The 21,315-nt window shown below is 70.5% G+C and carries 25 protein-coding genes; 9 read left to right on the top strand and 16 right to left on the bottom strand.

What is annotated here, in order from left to right; all coding sequences use genetic code 11:
* The first annotated feature begins 78 nt into the window (after nucleotides 1-78).
* Nucleotides 79-558 (top strand): Rv1443c family protein, encoded by a 480-nt coding sequence (locus H9L21_RS04655; protein WP_187411804.1) that lies wholly within the window; start codon nucleotides 79-81, stop codon nucleotides 556-558.
* Here the strand turns inward: H9L21_RS04655 and H9L21_RS04650 are convergent.
* Nucleotides 548-1,324, bottom strand: coding sequence for a hypothetical protein (locus H9L21_RS04650; protein WP_154595488.1), 777 nt, complete (start codon nucleotides 1,322-1,324; stop codon nucleotides 548-550). The genes H9L21_RS04655 and H9L21_RS04650 overlap by 11 nt on opposite strands.
* 124 nt (nucleotides 1,325-1,448) lie before the next feature.
* Between H9L21_RS04650 and H9L21_RS04645 the strand changes: the two genes are divergently transcribed.
* A complete protein-coding gene (locus H9L21_RS04645; protein ID WP_154595489.1) occupies nucleotides 1,449-2,504 on the top strand; it encodes a tocopherol cyclase family protein in 1,056 nt (351 codons plus the stop codon).
* A gap of 9 nt (nucleotides 2,505-2,513) precedes the next feature.
* Here the strand turns inward: H9L21_RS04645 and H9L21_RS04640 are convergent, their stop codons facing one another.
* The 6 genes from H9L21_RS04640 to H9L21_RS04615 all read right to left on the bottom strand — a co-directional run bounded on the left by H9L21_RS04640 (nucleotide 2,514) and on the right by H9L21_RS04615 (nucleotide 6,961).
* Nucleotides 2,514-3,110: a malonic semialdehyde reductase gene (locus H9L21_RS04640; protein WP_222865853.1), complete on the bottom strand. Its 597-nt coding sequence runs from the start codon at nucleotides 3,108-3,110 to the stop codon at nucleotides 2,514-2,516.
* Nucleotides 3,111-3,166: 56 nt separating this feature from the next.
* On the bottom strand, nucleotides 3,167-3,682 hold the full coding sequence (locus H9L21_RS04635) for a flavodoxin family protein (RefSeq protein WP_154595490.1): 516 nt from the start codon (nucleotides 3,680-3,682) through the stop codon (nucleotides 3,167-3,169).
* Nucleotides 3,679-5,157 carry a DUF4389 domain-containing protein gene (locus H9L21_RS04630; protein ID WP_154595491.1) on the bottom strand — a complete coding sequence of 493 codons (1,479 nt, stop codon included), beginning with the start codon at nucleotides 5,155-5,157 and terminating at the stop codon, nucleotides 3,679-3,681. The genes H9L21_RS04635 and H9L21_RS04630 overlap by 4 nt, the downstream gene beginning before the upstream one ends.
* Nucleotides 5,158-5,225: 68 nt before the next feature.
* Entirely contained in the window at nucleotides 5,226-5,522 is a 297-nt protein-coding gene (locus tag H9L21_RS04625) for a DUF2277 domain-containing protein (protein ID WP_154595492.1), read from the bottom strand.
* 69 nt (nucleotides 5,523-5,591) lie between these two features.
* Nucleotides 5,592-5,993, bottom strand: a complete 402-nt coding sequence (locus tag H9L21_RS04620; protein WP_154595493.1) for a VOC family protein — start codon at nucleotides 5,991-5,993, stop codon at nucleotides 5,592-5,594.
* A gap of 56 nt (nucleotides 5,994-6,049) precedes the next feature.
* Nucleotides 6,050-6,961 carry a hypothetical protein gene (locus H9L21_RS04615; RefSeq protein WP_154595494.1) on the bottom strand — a complete coding sequence of 304 codons (912 nt, stop codon included), beginning with the start codon at nucleotides 6,959-6,961 and terminating at the stop codon, nucleotides 6,050-6,052.
* Between the two features lie 104 nt (nucleotides 6,962-7,065).
* On the opposite strand from H9L21_RS04615, the gene H9L21_RS04610 reads away from it, so the two are divergent.
* Nucleotides 7,066-7,323 (top strand): TFIIB-type zinc ribbon-containing protein, encoded by a 258-nt coding sequence (locus H9L21_RS04610; protein ID WP_439647305.1) that lies wholly within the window; start codon nucleotides 7,066-7,068, stop codon nucleotides 7,321-7,323.
* Between the two features lie 33 nt (nucleotides 7,324-7,356).
* Here the strand turns inward: H9L21_RS04610 and H9L21_RS04605 are convergent, their stop codons facing one another.
* Nucleotides 7,357-7,764, bottom strand: a complete 408-nt coding sequence (locus tag H9L21_RS04605; RefSeq protein WP_154595496.1) for a hypothetical protein — start codon at nucleotides 7,762-7,764, stop codon at nucleotides 7,357-7,359.
* Between the two features lie 85 nt (nucleotides 7,765-7,849).
* On the opposite strand from H9L21_RS04605, the gene H9L21_RS04600 reads away from it, so the two are divergent.
* Entirely contained in the window at nucleotides 7,850-8,062 is a 213-nt protein-coding gene (locus H9L21_RS04600; RefSeq protein ID WP_154595497.1) for a PLD nuclease N-terminal domain-containing protein, read from the top strand.
* Between the two features lie 101 nt (nucleotides 8,063-8,163).
* Here H9L21_RS04600 and H9L21_RS04595 read toward each other — a convergent pair whose 3' ends face one another.
* From H9L21_RS04595 to H9L21_RS04580, 4 genes are all read right to left on the bottom strand, one after another.
* Nucleotides 8,164-9,060: a carbohydrate kinase family protein gene (locus H9L21_RS04595; RefSeq protein ID WP_154595498.1), complete on the bottom strand. Its 897-nt coding sequence runs from the start codon at nucleotides 9,058-9,060 to the stop codon at nucleotides 8,164-8,166.
* The gene (locus tag H9L21_RS04590; protein ID WP_154595499.1) at nucleotides 9,057-9,815 is read right to left on the bottom strand and encodes a PIG-L deacetylase family protein; all 759 of its coding nucleotides are present in this window, start codon (nucleotides 9,813-9,815) and stop codon (nucleotides 9,057-9,059) included. Before H9L21_RS04590 ends, H9L21_RS04595 begins: the two co-directional genes overlap by 4 nt.
* A 91-nt stretch (nucleotides 9,816-9,906) precedes the next feature.
* The gene (locus H9L21_RS04585) at nucleotides 9,907-10,380 is read right to left on the bottom strand and encodes an SRPBCC family protein (RefSeq protein ID WP_154595500.1); all 474 of its coding nucleotides are present in this window, start codon (nucleotides 10,378-10,380) and stop codon (nucleotides 9,907-9,909) included.
* A gap of 32 nt (nucleotides 10,381-10,412) precedes the next feature.
* Complete coding sequence (locus tag H9L21_RS04580; protein WP_154595501.1) at nucleotides 10,413-11,108, bottom strand: GAF and ANTAR domain-containing protein; 696 nt, start codon at nucleotides 11,106-11,108, stop codon at nucleotides 10,413-10,415.
* 281 nt (nucleotides 11,109-11,389) lie between these two features.
* Between H9L21_RS04580 and H9L21_RS04575 the strand changes: the two genes are divergently transcribed.
* Complete coding sequence (locus H9L21_RS04575) at nucleotides 11,390-12,208, top strand: pseudouridine synthase (RefSeq protein ID WP_195849051.1); 819 nt, start codon at nucleotides 11,390-11,392, stop codon at nucleotides 12,206-12,208.
* Here the strand turns inward: H9L21_RS04575 and H9L21_RS04570 are convergent.
* The gene (locus H9L21_RS04570) at nucleotides 12,202-13,614 is read right to left on the bottom strand and encodes a bifunctional cytidylyltransferase/SDR family oxidoreductase (protein WP_154596273.1); all 1,413 of its coding nucleotides are present in this window, start codon (nucleotides 13,612-13,614) and stop codon (nucleotides 12,202-12,204) included. The two genes, H9L21_RS04575 and H9L21_RS04570, sit on opposite strands and share 7 nt — an antisense overlap.
* An 18-nt stretch (nucleotides 13,615-13,632) precedes the next feature.
* The gene (locus H9L21_RS04565) at nucleotides 13,633-14,379 is read right to left on the bottom strand and encodes a siderophore-interacting protein (RefSeq protein WP_154595502.1); all 747 of its coding nucleotides are present in this window, start codon (nucleotides 14,377-14,379) and stop codon (nucleotides 13,633-13,635) included.
* 42 nt (nucleotides 14,380-14,421) lie between these two features.
* Here H9L21_RS04565 and H9L21_RS04560 point away from each other — a divergent pair, with 42 nt between their 5' ends.
* Genes H9L21_RS04560 through H9L21_RS04545 form a run of 4 tightly spaced genes read left to right on the top strand, consistent with a single transcriptional unit; the run spans nucleotide 14,422 to nucleotide 19,410 of the window.
* Nucleotides 14,422-16,374 (top strand): M13 family metallopeptidase, encoded by a 1,953-nt coding sequence (locus H9L21_RS04560; protein ID WP_187411802.1) that lies wholly within the window; start codon nucleotides 14,422-14,424, stop codon nucleotides 16,372-16,374.
* Between the two features lies 1 nt (nucleotide 16,375).
* On the top strand, nucleotides 16,376-17,584 hold the full coding sequence (locus tag H9L21_RS04555; protein WP_154595503.1) for an MFS transporter: 1,209 nt from the start codon (nucleotides 16,376-16,378) through the stop codon (nucleotides 17,582-17,584).
* A gap of 55 nt (nucleotides 17,585-17,639) precedes the next feature.
* Nucleotides 17,640-18,824, top strand: a complete 1,185-nt coding sequence (locus H9L21_RS04550; RefSeq protein WP_154595504.1) for an HNH endonuclease signature motif containing protein — start codon at nucleotides 17,640-17,642, stop codon at nucleotides 18,822-18,824.
* A 16-nt stretch (nucleotides 18,825-18,840) separates the two neighbouring features.
* Nucleotides 18,841-19,410, top strand: coding sequence for a GNAT family N-acetyltransferase (locus tag H9L21_RS04545; protein ID WP_154595505.1), 570 nt, complete (start codon nucleotides 18,841-18,843; stop codon nucleotides 19,408-19,410).
* Between the two features lie 9 nt (nucleotides 19,411-19,419).
* Here H9L21_RS04545 and H9L21_RS04540 read toward each other — a convergent pair whose 3' ends face one another.
* Together H9L21_RS04540 and H9L21_RS04535 are read right to left on the bottom strand one after the other, a co-directional pair.
* Entirely contained in the window at nucleotides 19,420-20,145 is a 726-nt protein-coding gene (locus tag H9L21_RS04540; protein WP_154595506.1) for an ABC transporter ATP-binding protein, read from the bottom strand.
* Nucleotides 20,142-21,284 carry an ABC transporter permease gene (locus H9L21_RS04535; RefSeq protein WP_154595507.1) on the bottom strand — a complete coding sequence of 381 codons (1,143 nt, stop codon included), beginning with the start codon at nucleotides 21,282-21,284 and terminating at the stop codon, nucleotides 20,142-20,144. Before H9L21_RS04535 ends, H9L21_RS04540 begins: the two co-directional genes overlap by 4 nt.
* Nucleotides 21,285-21,315: the final 31 nt, after the last annotated feature.

The following is a 21,315-nucleotide window of genomic DNA, read 5'->3' as shown; positions in this document are numbered from 1 at the left end:
TGTTCGCACCGGACGACGCATGCGAGGATCCGACCAGCACATCGATCCCGACGGCGTGGAGGCCTCACCGTGCAGACCGTGGAGCACGAGGTGGACGTCCCGGCCGGTGCCGCAGCGGTGTGGGAGCGCGTCGTCCAGCCCGCCGGCATCAACCACGAGATGCGCCCCTGGATGACGATGACCATGCCGCGAGGTGCCGCCGGCGCGACGATCGAGACGATCCCCCTGGGTCGGCCCGTGGGCCGCGCCTGGCTTCGGCTCTTCGGCGTGATCCCCTTCGACTTCGACCACCTGACGGTCGTCGAGGTGGAATCGGGCCGGCGGTTCCTGGAGCGGTCCACGATGCTGAGCATGCGTCGGTGGGAGCACGAACGAACGCTGACTCCCGTCCCGGGCGGCGCCCGTGTGCAGGACCGGGTCACGTTCGAGGCCCGGCTGCCGGTGCCCGGGCTCGAATCGGTGCTGGCACGCGTGATCGGCGCCTTCTTCGCCCACCGTCAGAGGCGGTTGCGAGCGCACTTCGCCGCGGCGGCGGGAGCGGGTCGCCTCAGACCCTGATCCTGGTCCTCATCGTCAGCGCCAGGGCGCCGAGGTCCACCCCTCGAGCCCGTTCGGCGACGGCGGCGGTGATGATCCCGCGCTGCTCGAGGTCCGCGATCGCGGCGTCGAGATCTGCTCGGATCGTCGCCTGTTCGGCGTCGTCGAGCTCGGCCGCCCGGGCGGTGCGCGCGTCGAGGTCGTCACTGGCCTCGAGGGACAGGGCGCTGGACGCCTGGTGCCGGAGCCTGATCACGAGCAGGACGAGTGCGTGGACACCGCTCACCACGGTGGCGAGGACGACGGGGATGATCCACCGGTCCCACGTCTCGACCCCGCCCGCGGTGCCTCGGCGCCACACCGACAGCGTCGTCATCGCACCGAGCACCGCGGTGATCCCCACGTATCCCAGGTCCATGCGCGCCTTCGGGCGTCCGTTCCGGAGCCAGATGACGATGTGTGACAGCACCACGACGAGGGCACAGGCATAGAAGGATCCCGCCACGGCGATCGTCACCGAGGGGTCCGAGTCGGGTGCTGCGGTGGCGAACCGGCTGCCGTCAGCGGCGATCGCCACGTATCCCCAGATGGGGGCGCCGGCCACCACCGCGGCGAGGAGTCCCAGTGGGGCGAGCAACAGCCACTCCCGGGGCTTGGGCGGGCCCGAGCTGCCAGCCTTCGGCCCGGCGAGCACCTCGGGGTGTGCCGAGAACGCGTCGCGCTCAAGCCTGTCCCAGCGCACGACGGAGCCGGGCTGCAGCTGTCGGGCTCGGCGCAGTGCGCTCATCGATCGTCCTCTGGTCGCACTGGATTCCCCGGAGCCTAGAGGAGCAGGAGCGAGAGCGCGAGGACCACCCGTGTCGAACCGGCGCCACGATGCGCCCCCGGCGACGGGCTGCCACAGTGCTGACATGATCCCGCTGGCCCGAGACACCCTGACCTCACTGCGTCGCGCGTACCGGGCGAGCGGCGCCGATCGTCCCTTCGGCGACCCCCTGCCCGCGCACGGCGTCGCGATGGAGGGTTACTTCTGGCGGTTCACCGATCCGGCGACCGGTCGCGTGGTCATCGCGCTGGACGGCGTGAACCGGGCGGCCGACGGGACGTGGTCGACGCTAGGGCTCGCGGCACACCCGAGCGGTTTCCTGCGCACGACGGTGCACCCCGAGGGTCACGCCGACGAGGGCCGGCTGGGCGTCGTCTCCGGGACGGCGTTCCGCGGCTCCTCGGACCGCCTGCACGTCGATCTGGGCCCCGATGCCCGCGTCGACGTGGCGATCCACGACCCCGTGCCGTGGCCCCGCCGCAGCGTCGGTGGCTCCAGCGTCTTCCAATCCGTCCCGGGTCTGAACCAGTACTGGCACCCGTGGCTCCTGGGCGGCTCGGCGCGCGGTGAGGTCACCGTCGGGAACGACATCTGGGAGCTGGACGGATGGTCGGTCTACGCCGAGAAGAACTGGGGCAAGGGCGGCTTCCCCGACTCGTGGTGGTGGGGCCAGGCGCAGGGCTTCGGGGACCCGGCGGTGTGCGTCGCGTTCGCGGGTGGCGAGGTCACGGCGGGGCCGCTGCGCACGACCGTGACCGCGCTCGTCGTCCTGCTACCCGGCGGGCGACTCGTCCGGCTCGGCGATCCGGTCGTCTCGCCGGTGCACGCCGACGTGACGGACGAGCGCTGGTCACTGCACGGGCGCAGCGCCCAGTGGAGCATCGACGTCGAGGGGTCGGGCAGTCTCGCCCACGCTCACGTCCTCCCCGTGCCGCTGCCGTTCGAACGACGCAACGTGCCCGGCGCGATCGAGCACCTCGGTGCCCACATGCGCGTCACGGTCCGGCGTCGCGGTGTCGTCGTCTGGGAGGGCGAGTCCGACGTCGCCGCGCTCGAGCACGGCGGCATCGACCGCGCCCGCGCCGAGGTCACCCGGCGCGGGCACGGTCCTGACGCGGTGGATGCTCCCCCGCTGTCCTGAGTCCGGGACTCAGAGGGTGGTGACGACCTGCTCGTGCTCGAGGCGCGGCAGGCGGTCGAACCAGGCGTTCTCGCCGGGGTGGCCGATGTTGACGACGACCATCGACGTGAAGCCGGTGCCGGCCAGCAGGTCCTCGTCGATGCCGGCGGCGTCGAAGCCGGTCATCGGGCCGGCGGCCAGTCCCGCGGCGCGCACGCCCATCAGGAAGTAGCCGATCTGCAGGCCGGCGTTGAGGCGCGCCATGGCCTCCCGGGCCTCGGGGTCCGGGAACCAGTCCTTCGCCCCCTCGGCGTGAGGGAAGACCTGGGGCAGGTTCTCGTTGAAGTTCGTGTCGGCGGCCAGGACGGCCACGAGCGGAGCGGTGGCGGTCTTCTCACGGTTGCCCTCGGACATGTGTTTGAGCAACCGGGCGCGCGCGTCGTCGCTGCGAACGAGGATGACACGCAGCGGCTGGCAGTTCATCGCCGTGGGGCCGTACTTGACGAGGTCCTGGATCGCCTCGACCTGCTCGTCACTCACCGGCTCGTCGGTGAAGGTGTTGGCGGTGCGGGCCTGACGGAACAGCAGGTCCTGGGCTTCGGGGGTCAGTTTCAACAGATCGCTCACACCAGCAAGAACGTCCCAACAGCCCCAGGCGTTCCACCCAGGAGGGATGCGCTTCGTCACACCCCCGGCGACAGTCCTCCGTGCCGGCTCAGGATGGAGGCGCCCCAGTCGCGAGCCCGGTCGACCTCGCCGTCGAGGAGCGGCCCCTCCACGGCGTCGACGAAGAAGCTCTCCTCGTCGATCAGCCGCCCCAGGTGGTGCCTCTTGACCGACCGGGCGGCCGCCTTCGCCGCGGACCCGGGCAGCTTGCGCATCTTGGCGATGCGGGTGTCGAACGTGGCCACGTCGAGGTCGTCACGCCCCTCCTGGTCGTCGAGCCACTCGCGGATCCCCCGGGTGACGTGGCCCGGGGGCGCACCCTGCTCGACCGCGTCCTTGCGCGTCGCCTCGCGGCTCATCGAGAAGGCATGGGTCGGGCCGCCGAGCACCAGCAGTTCCAGCTCCGGCGGCAGGGGCTCGGGCGCGTCGATGACGTCGACGACCGGCACGTCGGGCCCGATGCCCTCGGCCACCGCCTCGGCGATGGCGCGGGTGTTGCCCCACCAGGACTCGTAGATCACCAGTGCGCTCATGTCGTGCTCCTCTCGTCAGGCTGGCGTCCGAGGTCTCGGGCCACGATCCAGATGGACACCGCGATCAACACTATGCCGAGCAGCAGGGCGAGCCCGGCGGTGACCCACAGGGCGACGGCCGAGGCCGCCACGATCGGGAACTCGGCGCCGGCGGCGATGCGGGTGTCGACCACCGGTGCGCCGTCCGCGTTCATCACGACGACGGTCCAGTCACCGTCCTTCGGAGCCCAGGTGATCTGCACGTCTTGGACACCCGCGTCCTGCACGTCCCAGAACCGCTCGCCCAGAGGTGACCTCTGCGGCGGGCCGCCGGTCGTGACGCGGTACTTCGCCTCATCGTCCTGGTCGTCCAACCCCACCAGCGTGTCGTGGCCGACGCCGGCGAGGTAACGATCGACGTCGGCGGAGGGCCCGATGCCGACGAAGATCGGGCGGCCGGTGACGCTGTCGGCGTTGAGCCGGACGTCTCCGGTGATCGCCTCCGGCAGTTGCGCGGCCTCGCCGTCCAGGTGCAGCCGCAGGCTCTCCGAGGCGATCGCGAAGGAGTTGCTCCGCAGCGGTTCGTGCTGGGTCATCCAGAACCCGTCCTCGTCCTCCGCGGCCACGTCGAACACCGTGATCACCAAGGCGACCGAGGCGATGACGAGAGAGGTCATCACCAGCACGGAGCCCACGACGAGCGGAATCGCCCGGCCCGCCGACCAGCGGGCGCGCGTGTGCACCGGCACGGGCTCGCCGGTGGGCGTCGGGTCGTTCGTGGGAGCCGGCTCCCGTCCCCCCTGGTCCAGCGCGAAGGGCGGATAGCGGTCGGTCATGAGGCACACATATCCGGCGACGCGGTAGAGCCAGCGATCCAAGCCCACGACGAGGTCGAACAGTCGCCGGGGGTAGTGCCCCTTGAACAGCAGCACGAACGCCGCGACCAGGACCAGGAGGCCGATCAGGCCCAGGCCGATGAGCGGATACCGATCGCCGCCGAGGGTGGTGCCGCCCCACGTGCCCTGGAGGAGGGCCACGACGACGAAGTGCGGGATCGCCAGCAGCCACCACTTCACCAGCACGAGCCCCCGCGACAGTCGCTCGGGGTAGTCGACCCAGAGCCGGGCGGGATAGTCGGGCCGCTCGGCCAGGGTGAACGGCGGATAGCGGTCGGTGCCGAGGGCGTGGAAGCCGTAGAAGGCCACGCGCCACGACCAGCGCAGGACGCCGACGTTGAAGTCGAACAACGACCGCGGGAAGCGTCCGGTGATGAGGATCGCGAAGAACGCCAGGACCGTCGTGATCCAGAAGGCCATCCACAGGAACGCCAGGACGATGTAGTGCGGGATCAGCAGGATCCACTTGACGATCCACAGTCCGCGGCTGAGGCGCGGATCGAGGTCACCCTCGACGTGGACCGGGTAGTAGGAGGAGGCAGCCGGCGGAGCAGTCACCGTCTCCTCCGGCGCGCGCGGACCTTCGGGCGTGACCGTCATGGCGGATCAACTCCTTCTCCTCCATCGTCCGCCCGTTCGCGTGGTCGGCAAGCGGGAGACGGAAGGAGTCAGGCGGAGGCGGTCCGGTTGCGGACCTCGCGCTCCATCCGCTTCTCGTGCCGCTCGCGCCCCTTCAAAGCCTCGTTCTCACGGGTCTTCGGCGGCGCCTTCGTCACGAGGTCGTCGAGGAGGTGGCGGGTCGCATGCGCGATCTCGTCGACCGCGCGGTCGAAGGCCTCGGCGTTCGCCTGCGACGGGCGCGTCGAGCCGCTCACCTTCCGGACGAACTGCAGGGCGGCCTCGCGGACCTCGTCATCGGTGGTCGCCGGCTCGAAGTTGTGGAGCACGCGGATGTTTCGGCACATGCTCCGACGGTAAGCCTGCCGGGCGCCGCCGGAACACCCCTCGACCCTCGAAAACTGCTGGAATCAGGCTCAGTCGGCGGCGGCCGCCACCTCGGCCTGCGAGCGCAGGATGCAGAACTCGTTGCCCTCCGGATCGGCCAGCACCAGCCACCCCGTCCCGGGTCCGTGGATCCCCCGATGGTCCTCGACCTCGCGCGCACCCAGCCCCAGCACGCGCTCGATCTCGGCGTCGCGATCACCCGAGCGCGGTCGCAGGTCGAAGTGGACCCGGTTCTTCACGGTCTTCGACTCGGGCACCTCGATGAACAGGATCTCGTGACCGGAGTCCGGGTCACGGATCGCGCACTCCTCGTCGCCCGGCTCGTTCGGGTCGTCCTCGATGTCGACGTAGCCGAGCAGTTGCTTCCACCACTGCGAGAGCTCGTAGGCGTCGGTGCAGTCGACCGTGGTGTGCGAGACGAAGGAGGTCATCCCCGCAGGCTGCCAGCAATGGCTGCGCCGGGCAATCGATGGCGCGGTGCCCTCGGTCAGCCGGCGCGGCAGGTCTCCGAGGCGGCGTCGGGTTTGCTCATGTCGACCAGCTCCGACTTCTTCGGCGCCTTGACCGGGGCGGACACGCCCGGCGCGAACCTCACGTCCACCTTCCCCGTGGCCGTGTCGAGCAGGGCCGCTCGGTCCAGGTCGTCCGGCAGCGACGCGCCGGCATCGAGGAGTGCCTCCACCGCGTCCCGGAGCTCATAGGACAGCCCGGTGATCCGACCCTCCTCGAGGGTCACCTCCGCGGTGACGGGGACCCTGTCCTCGACGTACAAGGTCCGTGCCGCCTTGGCCAGGATGACGCCCGTGAGGTTGGTGGCATCGGACTCGACCACGACGACGTCCCGCTTCTCCCCCGCGAAACCCTGCGCGGACGCGGTCCCGAGCGCGGCCAGCGCGTACGGGATCCACGACTGCTCACCGACCTCGGCGCCGGGGAGGCTGGCCGCATCGAACCAACATCCCTGCCCGGGCACGTTCGGGACGCCGACGTAGCCACGGCCGGCGATGAATCGCGACTCCAGGTTGATCTCGGCAGGAGGAAGGGTGGCCGCCGACGCCTGCCCGGTCGTCGGCACCACGACCGAGGTGGCGGAGTCCTTGCGGGCGGCGTCGACCTGACCTTGCGTGCTCACGGTGCCGAGGCCGATCGGTGCCATGCCCGCGAAGGTGAACGGGCGATCCATCAGCCGGTCGAGCGCCGCGTTGAGCTGGGCCTCCGCCGCCGCGGCGGTGGCGCGATCGGCCTCCGCCGGCTCGAACCTCGCGGGAGTTGACGCCGTCGGAGTCGGTGTTGTCGGACCAGATGATGTCGGACGGTCGGCCGCCGGTTCGCCGCCTGCTCCGCAAGCGGTGAGCATCGCCGTGACAGCCAGAACCCCGAGAATGGATCGCACGCGCACGTGCACATGCTAGGCACGAGCTCGGACCGGGGTCCTACGCTGGGCGCAATCTGTCCAGCCGAGGAGGACCCATGAAGTGCCCCAACGATTCGACGACCTTGGTCATGAGTGAGCGCGCCGGCGTCGAGATCGACTACTGCCCCGAGTGCCGAGGCGTGTGGCTCGACCGTGGCGAGCTGGACAAGATCCTCGAGCGCGCCGAGGTCGAGGCATCTCGCACCGCCGCTCCCACGCCCGCCCCGCCGCGCGACGACCGGTACGCGTCGCGGCCCTCCTACGACGATCGCGACCGCCGGTACGACGACCGTGGAGGTTACCGGGGCAAGAAGAAGAGCCACTGGCTGGGCGAGCTCTTCGACTGACCCACCGCCCCCGGCCGTGCGGTCGATCGCTCGTCAGCGCCGGCACCACTCCTGCGCGGTGGCCAGGCGTATCAGCTCGACGATCTGAGCCTCGTTCAGATCGGTCTGCAGACCCGCCACGAGGTGGTTCCCCGCCATGAGCTCGACATGGGGAACCTTGTCGAGAATGGCGATGCACGTCGACCGCATGGCCTCGGCGACCCGGTCCGATGCGATGACGAGCCCGGGAACGATCGGCTGCACCTGCCGGACCAGAGCGTCCTGCTCGGCGTCGGACAGATAGGCGACCGTCCGCGCCGCCGACTGGGTCTCCCCACCGCGCTCGGGCTCCTCGCTGGCACCAGAGCACCCGCACGTCGAGACTACGAGGATCGCCACCATGGCCCACCGGCGCTTCCGCACGACACGCTCCTCTCGACCGCTGACGGACGTGCCGGTCATCGTGCCACGCCACGACCACCGCGCCCAGGTCGACGTTCAACCATTTGCCAACTTTCAACAGTGGGGCCGGATTAGCATCGGGCACATGTCGAAGACGAAGTGGTCGGATCTCACGACCGGACAGCGACGCGCGATCTGGCTGGCCGGAGCGGCCGAGGCGGTCATGACCACAGCCGTCCTGTGGGACCTCTCGCGGCGCCCGGCGGAGCGCGTCCGCGGGCCGAAGCTCGCCTGGGCGGTCGGGGCCTTCGTCCAACCGGTCGGACCGCTGGCGTACTTCGTGAAGGGCCGTCGCTGACCCACGGGTGCTCGGGCTGCCTGATCCCCAGCACACCGACCAGTCCGAAGGGGACATCGCCCGACGATCCGCTCGCGGCATCCGTGTACAGCGGTTCAGCCTCAGAGCAACTCGCGGCGCCACGGCGGGTCGGCGCCGGGCCGCGAGACCGTGATGGCGGAGGCCCGGACAGCCGCCTCCCCCAGCTCACGCAATTCGTCGGCACTGAACTCGGTGCGGTCCACCCAGCCCTGCCGCACCAACTCGGCCAGCAGGGTTCCCATCCAGGTGTCCCCCGCCCCGATGGTGTCGGCGACCGAGACCGTCGGCACCGGCACCTCCACCTCGTGATCTCCCGAGCAGAGCACGACCGAGTCGTCACCTCGGGTCATCGCGGCGAGCGCGGGGCCCGCAGTGGCCAAGCTCCCGAGCACCGACTCCGGGTCGCCGGAGCCGTCCGCGAGGACCGACGCGTCCTCGTCGCTGAGCTTCACGAAGCGGCTGCTCGCCGCGAGGTCGAAGACGCGCTGGCGCAACACCGGGACCGGCGGGCCCAGCGTGGGACGGATGTTGGGATCGAAGCCGACTGCCTGGCCCTGCGCGTGCGCCCGGCGCACCAGGTCGGCGACCGCGTTCGCCCCGGGCTCCATCCACGCGCCGATCGAGCCGACGTGGACGAGGTCGAAGTCGGCCGGATCGGGCAGGTGATCAGGCTCCCAGTGGAGGTCGAACTCGTACGTGGCCGCCCCGCCGGCGTCGATCATGGCGGTCGCCGAGGCCGTCGACCCCGATGGCCCGACGTCCAGGAGCGTCACGCCGCTGCGATCGAGGTGGTCACGGATGAGCGCACCGAAGTGGTCGTCGCCCACCTGGGCGGCCAACGTGGTGTCGATGCCCTGTCGCCCCATGGTCACGGCGACGTTCAGGGGTGAGCCGCCGGGGTGCTCGGCGACGGCGCCGTCCGGCGTGCGGGTCACGTCCACCAGCGCCTCGCCGACGACGAGTGCGCGTGGGCTCATTCGGTGCTCGCTCCCATCGGGGCCTGGAAGTCGAAGGCGCGGAAGAGCTGGGCATGCTCCACGCCCATGCGTCGTCCCTCCTCGGCGGTGAAGCGCGGGATCAGCGCACGCGGCGGCGGATGCCACGGCAGTCCCGCCAGGTACTGCTCGTGCGCCTCGAGCGAGGCGATCCCCCGCTCCAGCGGCGCGCCTGTCACGTCGACGCCGTGCGTGGGCGCCTCGTCCCCGGCCACCAACAGCCACCGGGGCGAGCAGGGCTCGAGGCCCTCGGCCACCAGCTCGGGGAAGACCCATCGGTTCCCTGCATCGCGCAGTGAGTCGACCGTGGCGAGACCCGCCACGCGGTGATCGGCGTGGTTCAGCATGCCCCCGGCGAACTCCATCTCCCACGACCCGACCACCACGGCGTCCGGCCGGAACCGGCGGATGGCCACGGCGATGTCGCGACGCATTCCCAGCGAGTACTCCAGCACCCCGTCGGGGTATTCCAGGAACTCGACCGACGAGACGCCCACGACCTCCGCCGCCGCCAGCTGCTCACGCCGGCGCAGCGGTGCCGCCTCGTCCGGCGACAGGGCGTCCATCCCGGCTTCGCCGCGGGTCAGCAGTAGGTAGCCGACCTCGATGCCGTCGGAGGTCCAGCGCGCCACCGCGGCCGACGTGCCGTACTCGACGTCGTCGGGGTGGGCCACGACGCACAGGACACGCTCGAACGCGTCGGCCGGGAACGGCGGCAACAGCTCATCGGCACTCATTCTCGGAGCGTACGCCCGGCCCGGAGCGATCCGACAGGCCCTGCGGTGGGAGGTGGAGGGTCCAGATCTCGGCGACTGAGGATCCACGCGCTCAGAGCGAGTCGAGGACGACAGGGTCCTCGCAGGCGCGCGCCCACGCGGCGATTCGCGCCCGGATCTCGCGGCCCAGCAGCCACTGTCCGATCGGCTCGGCGATGAACTTCAGCCACGACGGGCGCACGGAGTACGTGTACTTCCAGACCGCGCGAGTGCCGGCGCGACCGTCCTTCTCCGCGGGGACGAAGCGCCAACCGCCGCCGAACGACGCGAAGAACCACGGCCCGGTCACCATCGTCATGCCCACGGACGTCGGCGGCCGGTAGGAGACGTACTCCGACACCATCCGCGGCCCGACCCGAGCCCGGGTGTGTGTCCGGACGCCCTTCGCCGGCACGTCGGCGTCGATCAGGTGCTGCTCACGGATGAACGGGTCCCACCGCATCCGGACCTCACCCGTGGTCTGCGAGACGGCGAACGCCACGTCGGGCTCGACCGGGACCCACACTTCCGCTGTGACCTGAGGCATGGCGGTCACCGTACCGGGGTGCCACGCGTTCCTCAGTCGAACAACTCGGCCCGGATACCGCGACTGACGATGTCGCTGGCCACCACGTGCAGTTTGATGTTCTTGCTCTGGGACACCCGCACGAGCGCGGCGAACGCCTGGGCGGGCGTGATCTGCAGGGCCTGCATCAGCATCCCCTCGGCCTGACCGATCACGGTGCGGTGCGTCAGCGCGGACTCGAAGTTGTCCTTGTCCTTCGCCGCAGTCATCGCCACGGCGATGTGCGATGCCAGCGCGAGGGCGGACACCCGGTCGACGGTCCCGAACGCCTGAGGGCTCTGGGAGTACAGGTTCAACGAGCCCATCGAGTCGGGTCCGACGAAGAGCTGGAGCGAGAGAATGCTGCGGATACCGAGCTCGGTCGTCGCCTCAGCAGCCCACCGGGGCCACCGCGTGTCGACGCGCAGGTCGTCGGAGTAGACCGTCTCCTGCTCACGAATGCTCTGCAGGCACGGGCCGTCGTTGACGTCGTACTGCAGCTGATCGGCGCGGATCACCGTCTTGTCCGTCGGCGCCACCGTCTCGATCTTGCGACCCTTCGACACGACCGCGATCCCCGCGTGATCGCAGTTGGTGACGATCGCCAGCGCCGTCGCGGTGGCCTCCTCGATCGTCGCGGTCGCCCCGAGCGCCGCGCTGAGGGACCGGGCGATGACGTTGTACTGGTCGCCGGAGAAGTCACTCACCATGCTGCGATTCTTCCACGATCGGGGGCGGGGTGATTCGGAGCGAGGCAGCCGGGTACACAGGGGTAGGGACAACTACTGCGCTGCAGCCACCGTTGGTCCTAGGCGTCGTCGGTTCAAACCGCGAGCTGGCGGCGCTGTCCTCAGGGAATCGGTGACCGCCGGGGTGTCACGCCTAGAATCAGGCAGTGCCCCCACGTTCCCCGCTGCCGCCGCGACACGGCCTGCAGTCGGCGTGGCTGCGGACGCCGGACCGGGATCCGCAGGGATCGCCGTGGCCCACGATGACCGCCTGGCTGGAGCACGAGGTCGCGGCCCACGCCGACGTGCACGCGATGATCGCCGACGAGCGCTTCGTCTACGACGACCTGACGCCCGTACGAGCCGACGACCCCTACACCCCGCACACCTTCGTGTGGTTCCACCGCGACCTGCGCGACGAGGTCGAGGTCCCCGGCCAGATCCGGATCCTGCACCGCGATGAGCGGATCATCGTCGTCGACAAGCCGCCGTTCCTCTCGACGATCCCGCGTGGCCGGCACGTCCTGCAGAGCGTCGTCGTGCGGCTGCGCACCGAGCTCGACCTGCCCGAGCTCACTCCCCTGCACCGGCTCGATCGGGTGACCTCCGGGGTCCTGCTGCTGGCCACCGAGCGTCGCTGGCGCGGGCCCTACCAGTCCCTCTTCGAGCAGCGGCAGGTCCGCAAGACCTACCGCGCCCTCGCGCCGTGGCAGGAATCCCTCGAGTCACCGGTCGTCGTGCGCAACCATCTGCGCAAGGACCGCGGCGCGCCTCGGGCCGAGGTCGTGCCCGGTGCGCCCGTGAACGCCGAGACCTTGATCGAGATGGAGTCGCGCCTCGAGGACCTGGCCGTCTACCGGCTGCATCCCCGGACCGGTCGCACGCACCAGCTGCGGATGCACCTGGCCGGGCTCGGCAGCCCGATCGTGGGCGATCCGCTCTACCCGACGGTCACCGACGTCTCGGTCGACGACTTCTCACGGCCGCTCCAGCTCCTCGCGAGCGAGCTCGCCTTCACCGATCCGGTGGACGGCTCCGACCGCAGCTTCGTCAGCGGCCGGAGCTTCCCTCTGGGTCAGTGACCCCCGCCGATGGCGGCCGGGCCGGCCTCGCGGCGGATGTCGATGACGTGTCCGGTCATGTCGGCGACGAGCACGTCGAGGGACCGGCGCGCGACCTCCTCGGACGACAGCAGCGTGCCCTCGGGCTCGTCGCCGAACGCCTTCGTGCGCATCGGCGTGCCGGTCCGCTCGGGGTTCACGCAGTTGACGCGCACCTCGCCGGCCCACTCGTCGGCCAGCGCCTGCGTCAGGTTGACCGTCGCGGCCTTCGCCGACGAGTACAGCGAGTAGCCCTTGCGGCCGCGCGTGTAGGACGACGACGTGAACAGCAGCAGCGAGCCGTTCGTCTCGGCCAGCAGCGGCCGGAACTCCTGCGCGATGAAGATCGGGGCGAGGTAGTTGATCTCGGTGGCCGACCAGATCGTCTCCTCCGACGTGTCTGCGAGGTCCCCGATCGGCAGGACGCCGGCGGTGTTGACCACGAAGTCGACCTTCCCGGCCTTCGCGACGACCTCGCGCGCGGCCTCGGCCACGTCCTCGCGGCGGTCGACGTGCGTGCCGGTGGATGAGCGCGAGAACGCGTGCACGTTCGCGCCGTACGACTCGGCCAGCTTCGCGATGTCGCCGCCGATCCCGTAGGAGCCGCCGAAGACCACCATCGTCTTGTCCTCGAGGGCGGCGCGGTACTGCTCGTCGTCGAGCGCCTCGGGCTCCTCGGCGGACGCCAGCTGGAACAGCTTGTCGGCGATGTAGACGTCGATCGGCTCGGTGACCTTCATGTTCCGCTCGTGGCCCTGCACGACGGCGATCGGCACGTCGGGCCGGTACCGCAGGACGACGGTGCAGTCGTCGGTGGCGGTGAAGTCGGGGTCCTGCCACGCCTTGTCGTAGGCGTCGCGGATGATCGACGCGCGGAAGGCCTGGGGCGTCTGGCCGCGGCGCAACAGGTCGCGGCGCAGCACGTCCGAGATCGTGTCGAGATCGCCCTCGCGCTCGGGGTGGACCGACACGACCGTGTCCGCCGACGGGATCGCCGTGTCGACGGCCTCGTAGGTGCCCAGCGCCTCGACGACGTCCTCGATGATCTTCTGCGACACCAGCGGGCGCACCGCGTCGTGGAACAGGACGTTGCACTCGTCCTCACCCAGCGCCTTCAGCGCCAGGCTCGTGGTCTCGTTGCGGGTCGCGCCGCCCTCGAGCACCTGCGTGACCTTCGGGTACTTGCCGTCGCGCACGATCGCGTTGACCGGGTCCAGGTGACCCGGCGTCATGAGGATGATGATCTCGTCGATCGCGTCGGCGGCCTGGAAGACCGCGATCGTGTGCTCGAGGATCGTCTTGCCCGCGATCTTGATCAGCTGCTTGGGAATCGACAGGCCCACCCGGGTCCCGGTCCCACCAGCGAGGATCACGGCGACGTTGCGCATTTCGGTCACCCGACGAGGTTACCGGGGCGCGGCCGGTCGGATGACCGCGTCCTGCTGTTGCTTCTTCCAGGCCCGGAAGCCCTCCTCGGTCTCACCACAGCGCCAGTAGGCCGAGACGGAGATGTCCTTGCGGTCGACACGGCCGTCCATGAGGTACGGCCGCACCGTCTTCAGCAGCGCCGACTCACCGTGCACGAACGCCTGCACGCGGCCCTGCGGCCACGGCCAGGCCCGCACCGCGTCGTCGAGCAGCCTCGTCGAACCCGGCGCGTCCCCGTCCCGGTGCAGCCAGACGAGGGTCAGGTCGCCGGAGGTCGGCAGGTCGATCTCGTGCTCGGGTCCGTCGACCTCGATGAAGGCGGTGGCCGCAGCGCCGGACTCCAACGCCGCCACGGACGCGCCGATCGCCGGTAGCGCCGACTCGTCGCCGACGAACAGGTGGTGGTCGGCCGTCGGATCGGGGCGGTAGGCGCCCCCGGGGCCGCGGAAGCGCAGCGTGTCGCCGGGCCGGGCCGCGGCGGCCCACGGGCCGGCGAGACCCTCGGTGCCGTGGGTGACGAAGTCGATGGCCAGCTCGCGCGCCTGCGGATCCACCCACCTGACCGTGTAGGTGCGCAGCACGTCGCCGTCCTGCGAGGGGAAGACGAGCTTGACGTACGTGTCCGTCGCGGGCAGGTGGCTGGCGAGGTATTCGTCGAACGCCGGTCCACCCAGAACCACCCGCCGCATCCGAGGGGCCAGTTCCTCCGTCCGGAGGACGGTCATTTCCACCTCGATACGATTCGCCACGCTGTGTAGCCTAACCGCGTGAGCAACGGCCTCGATCCCTCGACCTTCGACCCTTCGATCCGCGTCCAGGACGACCTGTTCCGCTACGTGAACGGACCGTGGCTGCGCGAGGCGCCCATCAAACCCGATCGCGCGACGGCCGGTGGCTTCATCGATCTGGTCGACGAGGCCGAGGAACTGGTCCGCACGATCGTCGAGCGCTGCGCCGCCGATCCCCAGGACGACGAAGAGCGCAAGATCGGCGACCTCTTCACCAGCTTCATGGACACCGACCGCATCGAGCAGCTCGGCGCCGCTCCCCTGGCCGACGACCTCGCCAAGATCGACGCGGTCACCTCGGTCCCCGCTCTGGTCCGCACGATCGGGGCGCTCGAGCGCTCCGGCGTGAACAGCATCGCCGGCCTCTACATCGCCCCCGACCGGGGTCGTCCCGATCGGTACGTCACGCACGTCGTCCAGGCCGGCATCGGCCTGCCGGACGAGTCCTACTACCGCGAGGACCAGTTCGCCGAGATCCGCGAGGCGTACCGCGCGCACATCGCCACCATGCTCAGCCTGGCCGGCTTCGACGAGGCCGACCAGCGCGCCGACCGCGCCCTCGACATCGAGACGCGGATCGCCTCGCACCACTGGGACCGGGTCGCCTGCCGCGACGCCCAGAAGACCTACAACCTGATGACGCTCGACCAGCTCGACGCGCTCACCCCCTCCTTCGACTGGCGCGCCTGGGCCGACGAGGCCGGCATCGCCCACGAGGTGCTGGCCGAGGCCGTCGTCTCCCAGCCCTCCTACCTCGAGGGCGTGCAGACGCTGCTGACCGACGACCTGCTCCCGGCCTGGCTCGACTGGCTGCGCTGGCAGCTCGTGCACGCCGCCGCACCCTTCCTCTCCGACGACTTCGTCGCCGCCAACTTCGAGTTCTACGGCAAGACCCTGCAGGGCACCGACGAGCTGCGACCGCGCTGGAAGCGCGGCATCGGCTTCGTCGAGGGCTCGATGGGCGAGGCCGTCGGCAAGATCTACGTCCGCACCGAGTACCCCGCCGAGGCCAAGTCGCGCATGGAGGAGCTCATCGCGAACCTGCTCGAGGCCTACCGGATCAGCATCCGCAAGCTGCCCTGGATGAGCGACGAGACCAAGCAGCGCGCCCTGGACAAGCTCGACGCCTTCACGCCGAAGATCGGTCACCCCGAGAGCTTCAAGGACTACTCCGCGCTCGAGACCGACCCGGGCGACCTCGTGGGCAACGCCCGCCGCGCCCAGTCGGTCGCGATGGACCGTGAGCTGGCCAAGATCGGCAAGCCGATCGACCGCGACGAGTGGTACATGACGCCACAGACGGTCAACGCGTACTACAACCCGACGATGAACGAGATCGTCTTCCCCGCCGCGATCTTGCAGCCGCCGTTCTTCGACGCGCGGGCCGACGACGCCGTGAACTACGGCGCGATCGGCTCGGTCATCGGCCACGAGATCGGCCACGGCTTCGACGACCAGGGCTCGCAGTACGACGGCACCGGCGCCCTGAGCAACTGGTGGACCGACGACGACCGCGCCGCCTTCGACGCGCTCGCGGCCAAGATCATCGCCCAGTACGACGATCTGAGCCCCGCGAACGCCGACGGGCAGAAGGTCAACGGAGCGCTCACGATCGGCGAGAACATCGGCGACCTCGGCGGGCTCGGCATCGCGTACCTGGCGTTCAAGCTCGCCCAGGAGGGCAAGCCGACCGAGTCCATCGACGGGTTCACTCCTGACCAGCGCTTCTTCCTGGCCTGGGCGCGCGCCTGGCAGGGCAAGTCCCGGCCGGCCGAGACGCTGCGGCGCCTCACGGTCGATCCGCACTCGCCGCCGGAGTTCCGCTGCAACCAGGTGGTGCGCAACATCGAGGCCTTCTACGAGGCGTTCGACGTGACTCCGGACGACGAGCTCTGGCTCGATCCGGCCGAGCGCGTCACCATCTGGGCCTGACATGGGCTGGCCCGCCCAGCGTCGGACCGTCGGCACGCTGGCGCTGGTCCAGGTCGTCGGCGGCATCGGCAACGGTGCGGGACTCGCGGTCGGAGCCTTGCTGATCGAGGACGTCACGGGGTCGGCCGGCTGGGCGGGGATGGCCGTCGTCGCCACGACGCTCGGCGCCGCCCTGTTCACCGTTCCGCTGTCGAACTTCGCCGTGCACCGTGGCCGCCGCCCGGCACTCACCGCGGGCTGGTGGGGTGGTTCGCTCGGTGCCACGGCGGTCGTCGGCGGCGCCGCGTGGGAGTTCCTTCCGTTGCTGTTGCTGGGGTTCTTGCTGTTCGGCGCCAGCACCGCCGCCAATCTCCAGTCGCGGTTTGCCGCGGCCGACCGTGCCGAGCCCGCCGAGGTGGGCCGCTCGATCGCGCTCGTCGTCTGGGCCACGACGATCGGATCGGTCGCCGGTCCCAACCTCACCGGCCCCGGTGCCGTCGTGGCGCGCACGCTGGGCATCCCCGAGCTGGCCGGGCCCCAGGTGTTCTCGGGGTTGGCCTTCGCCGTCGCGGGAGTCCTGACCTGGCTGCTGTTGCGCCCCGACCCGCTCGAACGACGCGCCGCCTCCGCGCCCGCACCGCCGCGGATCGCCGCCGCGCTCCCCCACGTCCGAGGCGCCACCGCCGTCGCGATCACCGCCGTGGCACTCTCCCACGCGATCATGGTGTCCGTCATGGCCCTGACGCCGGTCCACATGTCCGGCCACGGCACCGAGCTCTCGGTCATCGGCTTCACGATCAGCCTGCACATCGCCGGCATGTTCGCCCTCTCGCCCCTCTTCGGCTGGACCACCGACCGGTGGGGCGCCGAGCCCACCATCGTGGGAGGCCAGGTCGTGCTCGTCCTGGCCTGTGTCGTCGCCGGCACCGCGGGCCACTCCAACATCCAGATCACCGTCGGCCTGGTTCTGCTCGGCATCGGCTGGTCGATGTCCGTCATCGCCGGCGCCGCGCTGCTGACCCGCAGCGTCGACCCCTCGGTGCGGCCGCTCGTGCAGGGCTTCAGCGACCTGTCGATGAACCTCGCCGGCGCGGCAGGCGGACTGCTGGCCGGGCTCGTGGTGGCGATGTCGAACTTCGGCACGCTGACGGGCGTCGCGGGCCTGCTGACCCTGCCGGTCGTCGCAGCGATCGTGCTGGCCCCACGGCGAAAGGAGAGCCGTCTCACCTAGTGGGAAACCGAGTGTAATTCGACGATTGTTCGAACGCCTGTTCTATACTGAGGTCATGACCTCGACCCCTGCTGACGCCTTCGCCGCAGTCCGGCGCGGGCGGGCCCAGGCCGAGTTCACCGAGTGGAACCTGGTGATCAGCCACCGCGAACGCGAGATTCGGCGGATCGACGCCACCGACGATGCCCCGATCAGCAAGGAACTCGCCCGGCGCGCCGTCACCCTGGAGATCGCCCAGCAGCTGCGGCTCCCTGAGAACGCGGTCTGGCGGATCATCGTCCAGGGCGAGGAGGTCCGTGATCGCGCTCCGACCGTCTGGAACGCGTTCCGCGACGGAGTCCTCGATGCGCGCCGGATCGGTCTCATCGCTGACGTGGTCGCCAGGCTGCGCACGCCCGAGGCGCTCGAGGCCGTCGACCAGAACGCTGCCGCGTACGGTGCCGAGCACACCCCGGGCGAGTTGCGCGCGTGGCTGAAGCGGCTGCGGGCCCGGCTCGAGCCCGAGGCCTTCGAGGACGAGGCCGCCCGAGCCACCGAGCGGCGCCACGTCGAGATCTCGCACAACGACGACGGCACGTCGTGGCTCAGCGCCCTGCTGCCCACGGGCGTGGCCGTCGCGGTCGGCAACCGCCTGCGGGCTGCAGCCAAGGCGCTCCCCCGGACCGATCCCGACACGGGCGAGCGCGACCGCCGCACCCGCGAGCAGAAGCAGGCCGACCTCGTCGCGCACTGGCTGACCTGCAGCGAGGGCACCCACACCGACATCCGCGCCGAGATCGCGATCACGATCGACTCCACCGACCTGATCGGGCTGACCTCCGGCGCGGCCTTCACCCGTGGCGACCGCGAGCCCGTTCCCGCCGCCTGGGCGCGTGAGCTGGCCGCCGGCGAGCACACGCTGTTCCGCCGGCTCGTGCTCGATCCGCTCGGCAACGTCATGGACGCCACGAAGCTCGGCTATCAGCCCAGCGAGTCGTTGCGCGAGGCGTTGCGATGGCGCGACGGCACCTGCCGGGTCGCCGGTTGCCAGGCCGACATCCGCGACACCGACCTCGACCACGAGTTGGCCTACGATCGCGGTGGCACCACCTCGGCCGACAACCTGCGGTCCCTGTGCAGGAAGCACCACAACATGAAGTCCCACGACCACCTCGACCGGCGCAGCCTCGCACCGCCGATCCGACTCGTCGACTCGTACGTCGTCGGCGCACCCGTGATCTATCGTCCCGTTCCCGCCTGAGCCCAGGAGCCCTCTCATGACCATCGACGTGCGCCCAGCCACCGAGTTCGAGGACGTCCGCACGCTGGTGGGACCCAAGCGGCCCGACGCGGAGTCCTGCTGGTGCCTCAGCTATCGCGTGCCCGGCCCGCTGAACCGCGAGCTGCGCCGCGAAGCGCGCGGCGAGTACGTCCGCGAGCTGCTGGCCCAGGGCCCGCCCGGCGTCCTGGCCTACGACGGCGACGAGGTCGTGGGGTGGGCGGCGATCCATCCCCGGGCCGACACGTCCTTCGCCACGAGCCGCAAGATCCCCCACGTCGACGACCTCGACGTCTGGAGCCTGTGGTGCGTGCGGGTGCGGCCTGGCCATCGCAAGCAGGGCATCACGGGGCGCCTGATCGCCGGGGCGGTCGAGTACGCGCGCGCCCAGGGCGCCCCGGCGGTCGAGGCCTACCCGGTGGACAACCAGGGCGCGAAGGTCGACCTGACGATGGCGTACGTCGGAACCCGCGTGATGTTCGAGCGCGCCGGGTTCGAGAAAGCCGCTGACACCGACTCGGTGCTCAGCGGCTTCCCTCGCGTCCTGATGCGGCTCAGTCTGTCCTGAGCCCCGCGGTCACTGCGGCGACGCGGTGTCCAGCGTGCGGGCAGCACGCGCCCAGCCGGCCAGCGCCTCCAGGCGTCCGTCGACCATTTCCAGCACCCGGTCGCAGTGCTCGAGGACGTCGTGGTCGTGCGTCACCATGACGACGGCGACGTTCCCGTCCCGCGCGCGGTCGGCCAGCAGCTGCACGACCTCGTGACTGCGGCGCCGGTCCAGGGCCGCAGTGGGCTCGTCGACCAGCAGCAGCGTCGGGTCGTTCACCAGGGCCCGGGCGATGCCCACGCGCTGGCGCTCGCCACCGGAGAGGTTGCCCGGCCGGTTCTTCGCACGATGGGCCATGCCCACGGAGTCGAGGACCGGCTGCGGGTCGACCTTGCGGTTCCCGGCCAGACGGCCGGCCAGTCGCAGCTGGTCCGCCGCCGTCAGCGAGGGCAGCAGGTTGCCGGACTGGAAGACGAAGCCGATGTTCTCCAGCCGAAACTTGGCGGCAGCGCCCCTCGACAGGGTGCTCAGATCGGTGCCGTGGACCTTGACGGAGCCGGAGTCGGGGTTCGACAGCGCGCCGGCCACGGCCAGCAGCGAGGACTTGCCCGAGCCCGAGGGGCCCACGATGGCGACGAACTCGCCGGGCTGGACCGTCAGCGACACGTGGTCCAGTGCGCGGACCTTGGTGTCGCCGTCGCCCAGTTCGAGCGTCGCGTCGACGATCTCGAGGGCGGGTGTGGTGTCGGTGTTCATCGGCGGCCTCCCAGCGCGGCGAGGGGATCGATCCGGGTGATGCGCAGCACCGAGACGGCGGCGCCCAGCAAACCCAGCACGATGGTCAGGAGCGAGGCGACCGCGATCGGGCCGGCCTCGAGTTCGAACGGCATCGCGGCGGGCATCGCAGCACCCAACGCGACTCCGGCGGCCACACCGATGCCGGTGAAGACCAGCAGCACGAGGGTGGCCTGCGCGATGCTGTCGCGGAGCAGGTAGCGGCTGGAGGCGCCCATGGCGCGCAGCACGGCCAGGTCGCCGGCCCGCTGGATCGTCCACACCGTGAAGAAGGCGCCCACGACGAGCGCGCAGATCACGTAGAGGAAGACCTGGATCATGCTCAGGGTCATCGTCTCGGCCTCGTAGCCCGGCGAGGCGTTGAACGACTCGGTGAGGGTCATGCTCGTGGTGCCGGCGGCCTTGTCGGCGGCGGCGAGGTCCACGTCTGCGTCGTCCTTCGCCTGCACGGCGACGGCGCTGAACAGGCTGTGGTCGGAGGCGGCGACGGTGGCCTCGGTGGGCACACCCGCCTGCGCGGTGTTCGAGGCGATCAGCTGCCACGTCGCGAGCGGCAGGTACGCCACGTCGACGTGACCGAAGGTCGCCTGCCCCTCGGTGAAGCCGACGACCGTCAGCTCGACGTCGATCCGGTCCAGGGTCATGACGGTGCCGATCTCGACGCCGTCGTCCTTCAGGGTCTCGGAGACGACGATGCCGTTGACCGGCCCCAGGCCATCGCCCTGTGAGGTCTCCGGAGCCAGGAAGCCGTCGGTCTCGACGCCGAAGAGCGTCAGGTCGACCTGCTGGCCCTCGCTCGTCGTGCTGTTGACGATGCTCACGCCCATGGGCTCGGCGGCCTCGACGCCCTCGGCGTCGCGCCAGGGCTGCAGCTGGTCCTCCTCGAGGACCGAGCGGCTGAAGGCGTTGTCCTTCATCGTGCCCTCGTCGAAGGCGAAGGCGGTGACAGGCATGGACTTCAGGCCGGAAACGCCGTCGTTGACCAGTCCGGACGACAGTCCGGACAGCAACACGACCAGCACGGAGATCAACGCGATCACCGTGCCCATCAGGGCGAAGCGGCCGCGTGCGAACCGCAGCTCGCGCAAGGCTAGAAACATGCGTGTCCCTCGGGTATCAGGTTACCGACAC

The sequence above is a fragment of the Aeromicrobium senzhongii genome, from assembly GCF_014334735.1.
In the GTDB taxonomy this organism is placed as follows: domain Bacteria; phylum Actinomycetota; class Actinomycetes; order Propionibacteriales; family Nocardioidaceae; genus Aeromicrobium; species Aeromicrobium senzhongii.
The sequence above is the reverse complement of the archived record's forward strand: the minus strand, read 5'-3'. Positions and strand labels throughout refer to the sequence as shown.

What these genes read in the sequence shown, in the direction of transcription:
- H9L21_RS04650 (WP_154595488.1), bottom strand. Translation starts at nt 1,324, where the DNA reads ATGAGCGCACTGCGCCGAGCCCGACAGCTGCAGCCCGGCTCCGTCGTG.
- H9L21_RS04645 (WP_154595489.1), top strand. Translation starts at nt 1,449, where the DNA reads ATGATCCCGCTGGCCCGAGACACCCTGACCTCACTGCGTCGCGCGTAC.
- H9L21_RS04635 (WP_154595490.1), bottom strand. Translation starts at nt 3,682, where the DNA reads ATGAGCGCACTGGTGATCTACGAGTCCTGGTGGGGCAACACCCGCGCC.
- H9L21_RS04630 (WP_154595491.1), bottom strand. Translation starts at nt 5,157, where the DNA reads ATGACGGTCACGCCCGAAGGTCCGCGCGCGCCGGAGGAGACGGTGACT.
- H9L21_RS04625 (WP_154595492.1), bottom strand. Translation starts at nt 5,522, where the DNA reads ATGTGCCGAAACATCCGCGTGCTCCACAACTTCGAGCCGGCGACCACC.
- H9L21_RS04620 (WP_154595493.1), bottom strand. Translation starts at nt 5,993, where the DNA reads ATGACCTCCTTCGTCTCGCACACCACGGTCGACTGCACCGACGCCTAC.
- H9L21_RS04610 (WP_439647305.1), top strand. Translation starts at nt 7,066, where the DNA reads ATGAGTGAGCGCGCCGGCGTCGAGATCGACTACTGCCCCGAGTGCCGA.
- H9L21_RS04605 (WP_154595496.1), bottom strand. Translation starts at nt 7,764, where the DNA reads ATGACCGGCACGTCCGTCAGCGGTCGAGAGGAGCGTGTCGTGCGGAAG.
- H9L21_RS04600 (WP_154595497.1), top strand. Translation starts at nt 7,850, where the DNA reads ATGTCGAAGACGAAGTGGTCGGATCTCACGACCGGACAGCGACGCGCG.
- H9L21_RS04595 (WP_154595498.1), bottom strand. Translation starts at nt 9,060, where the DNA reads ATGAGCCCACGCGCACTCGTCGTCGGCGAGGCGCTGGTGGACGTGACC.
- H9L21_RS04590 (WP_154595499.1), bottom strand. Translation starts at nt 9,815, where the DNA reads ATGAGTGCCGATGAGCTGTTGCCGCCGTTCCCGGCCGACGCGTTCGAG.
- H9L21_RS04585 (WP_154595500.1), bottom strand. Translation starts at nt 10,380, where the DNA reads ATGCCTCAGGTCACAGCGGAAGTGTGGGTCCCGGTCGAGCCCGACGTG.
- H9L21_RS04580 (WP_154595501.1), bottom strand. Translation starts at nt 11,108, where the DNA reads ATGGTGAGTGACTTCTCCGGCGACCAGTACAACGTCATCGCCCGGTCC.
- H9L21_RS04575 (WP_195849051.1), top strand. Translation starts at nt 11,390, where the DNA reads ATGACCGCCTGGCTGGAGCACGAGGTCGCGGCCCACGCCGACGTGCAC.
- H9L21_RS04570 (WP_154596273.1), bottom strand. Translation starts at nt 13,614, where the DNA reads ATGCGCAACGTCGCCGTGATCCTCGCTGGTGGGACCGGGACCCGGGTG.
- H9L21_RS04565 (WP_154595502.1), bottom strand. Translation starts at nt 14,379, where the DNA reads ATGACCGTCCTCCGGACGGAGGAACTGGCCCCTCGGATGCGGCGGGTG.
- H9L21_RS04555 (WP_154595503.1), top strand. Translation starts at nt 16,376, where the DNA reads ATGGGCTGGCCCGCCCAGCGTCGGACCGTCGGCACGCTGGCGCTGGTC.
- H9L21_RS04550 (WP_154595504.1), top strand. Translation starts at nt 17,640, where the DNA reads ATGACCTCGACCCCTGCTGACGCCTTCGCCGCAGTCCGGCGCGGGCGG.
- H9L21_RS04545 (WP_154595505.1), top strand. Translation starts at nt 18,841, where the DNA reads ATGACCATCGACGTGCGCCCAGCCACCGAGTTCGAGGACGTCCGCACG.
- H9L21_RS04540 (WP_154595506.1), bottom strand. Translation starts at nt 20,145, where the DNA reads ATGAACACCGACACCACACCCGCCCTCGAGATCGTCGACGCGACGCTC.
- H9L21_RS04535 (WP_154595507.1), bottom strand. Translation starts at nt 21,284, where the DNA reads ATGTTTCTAGCCTTGCGCGAGCTGCGGTTCGCACGCGGCCGCTTCGCC.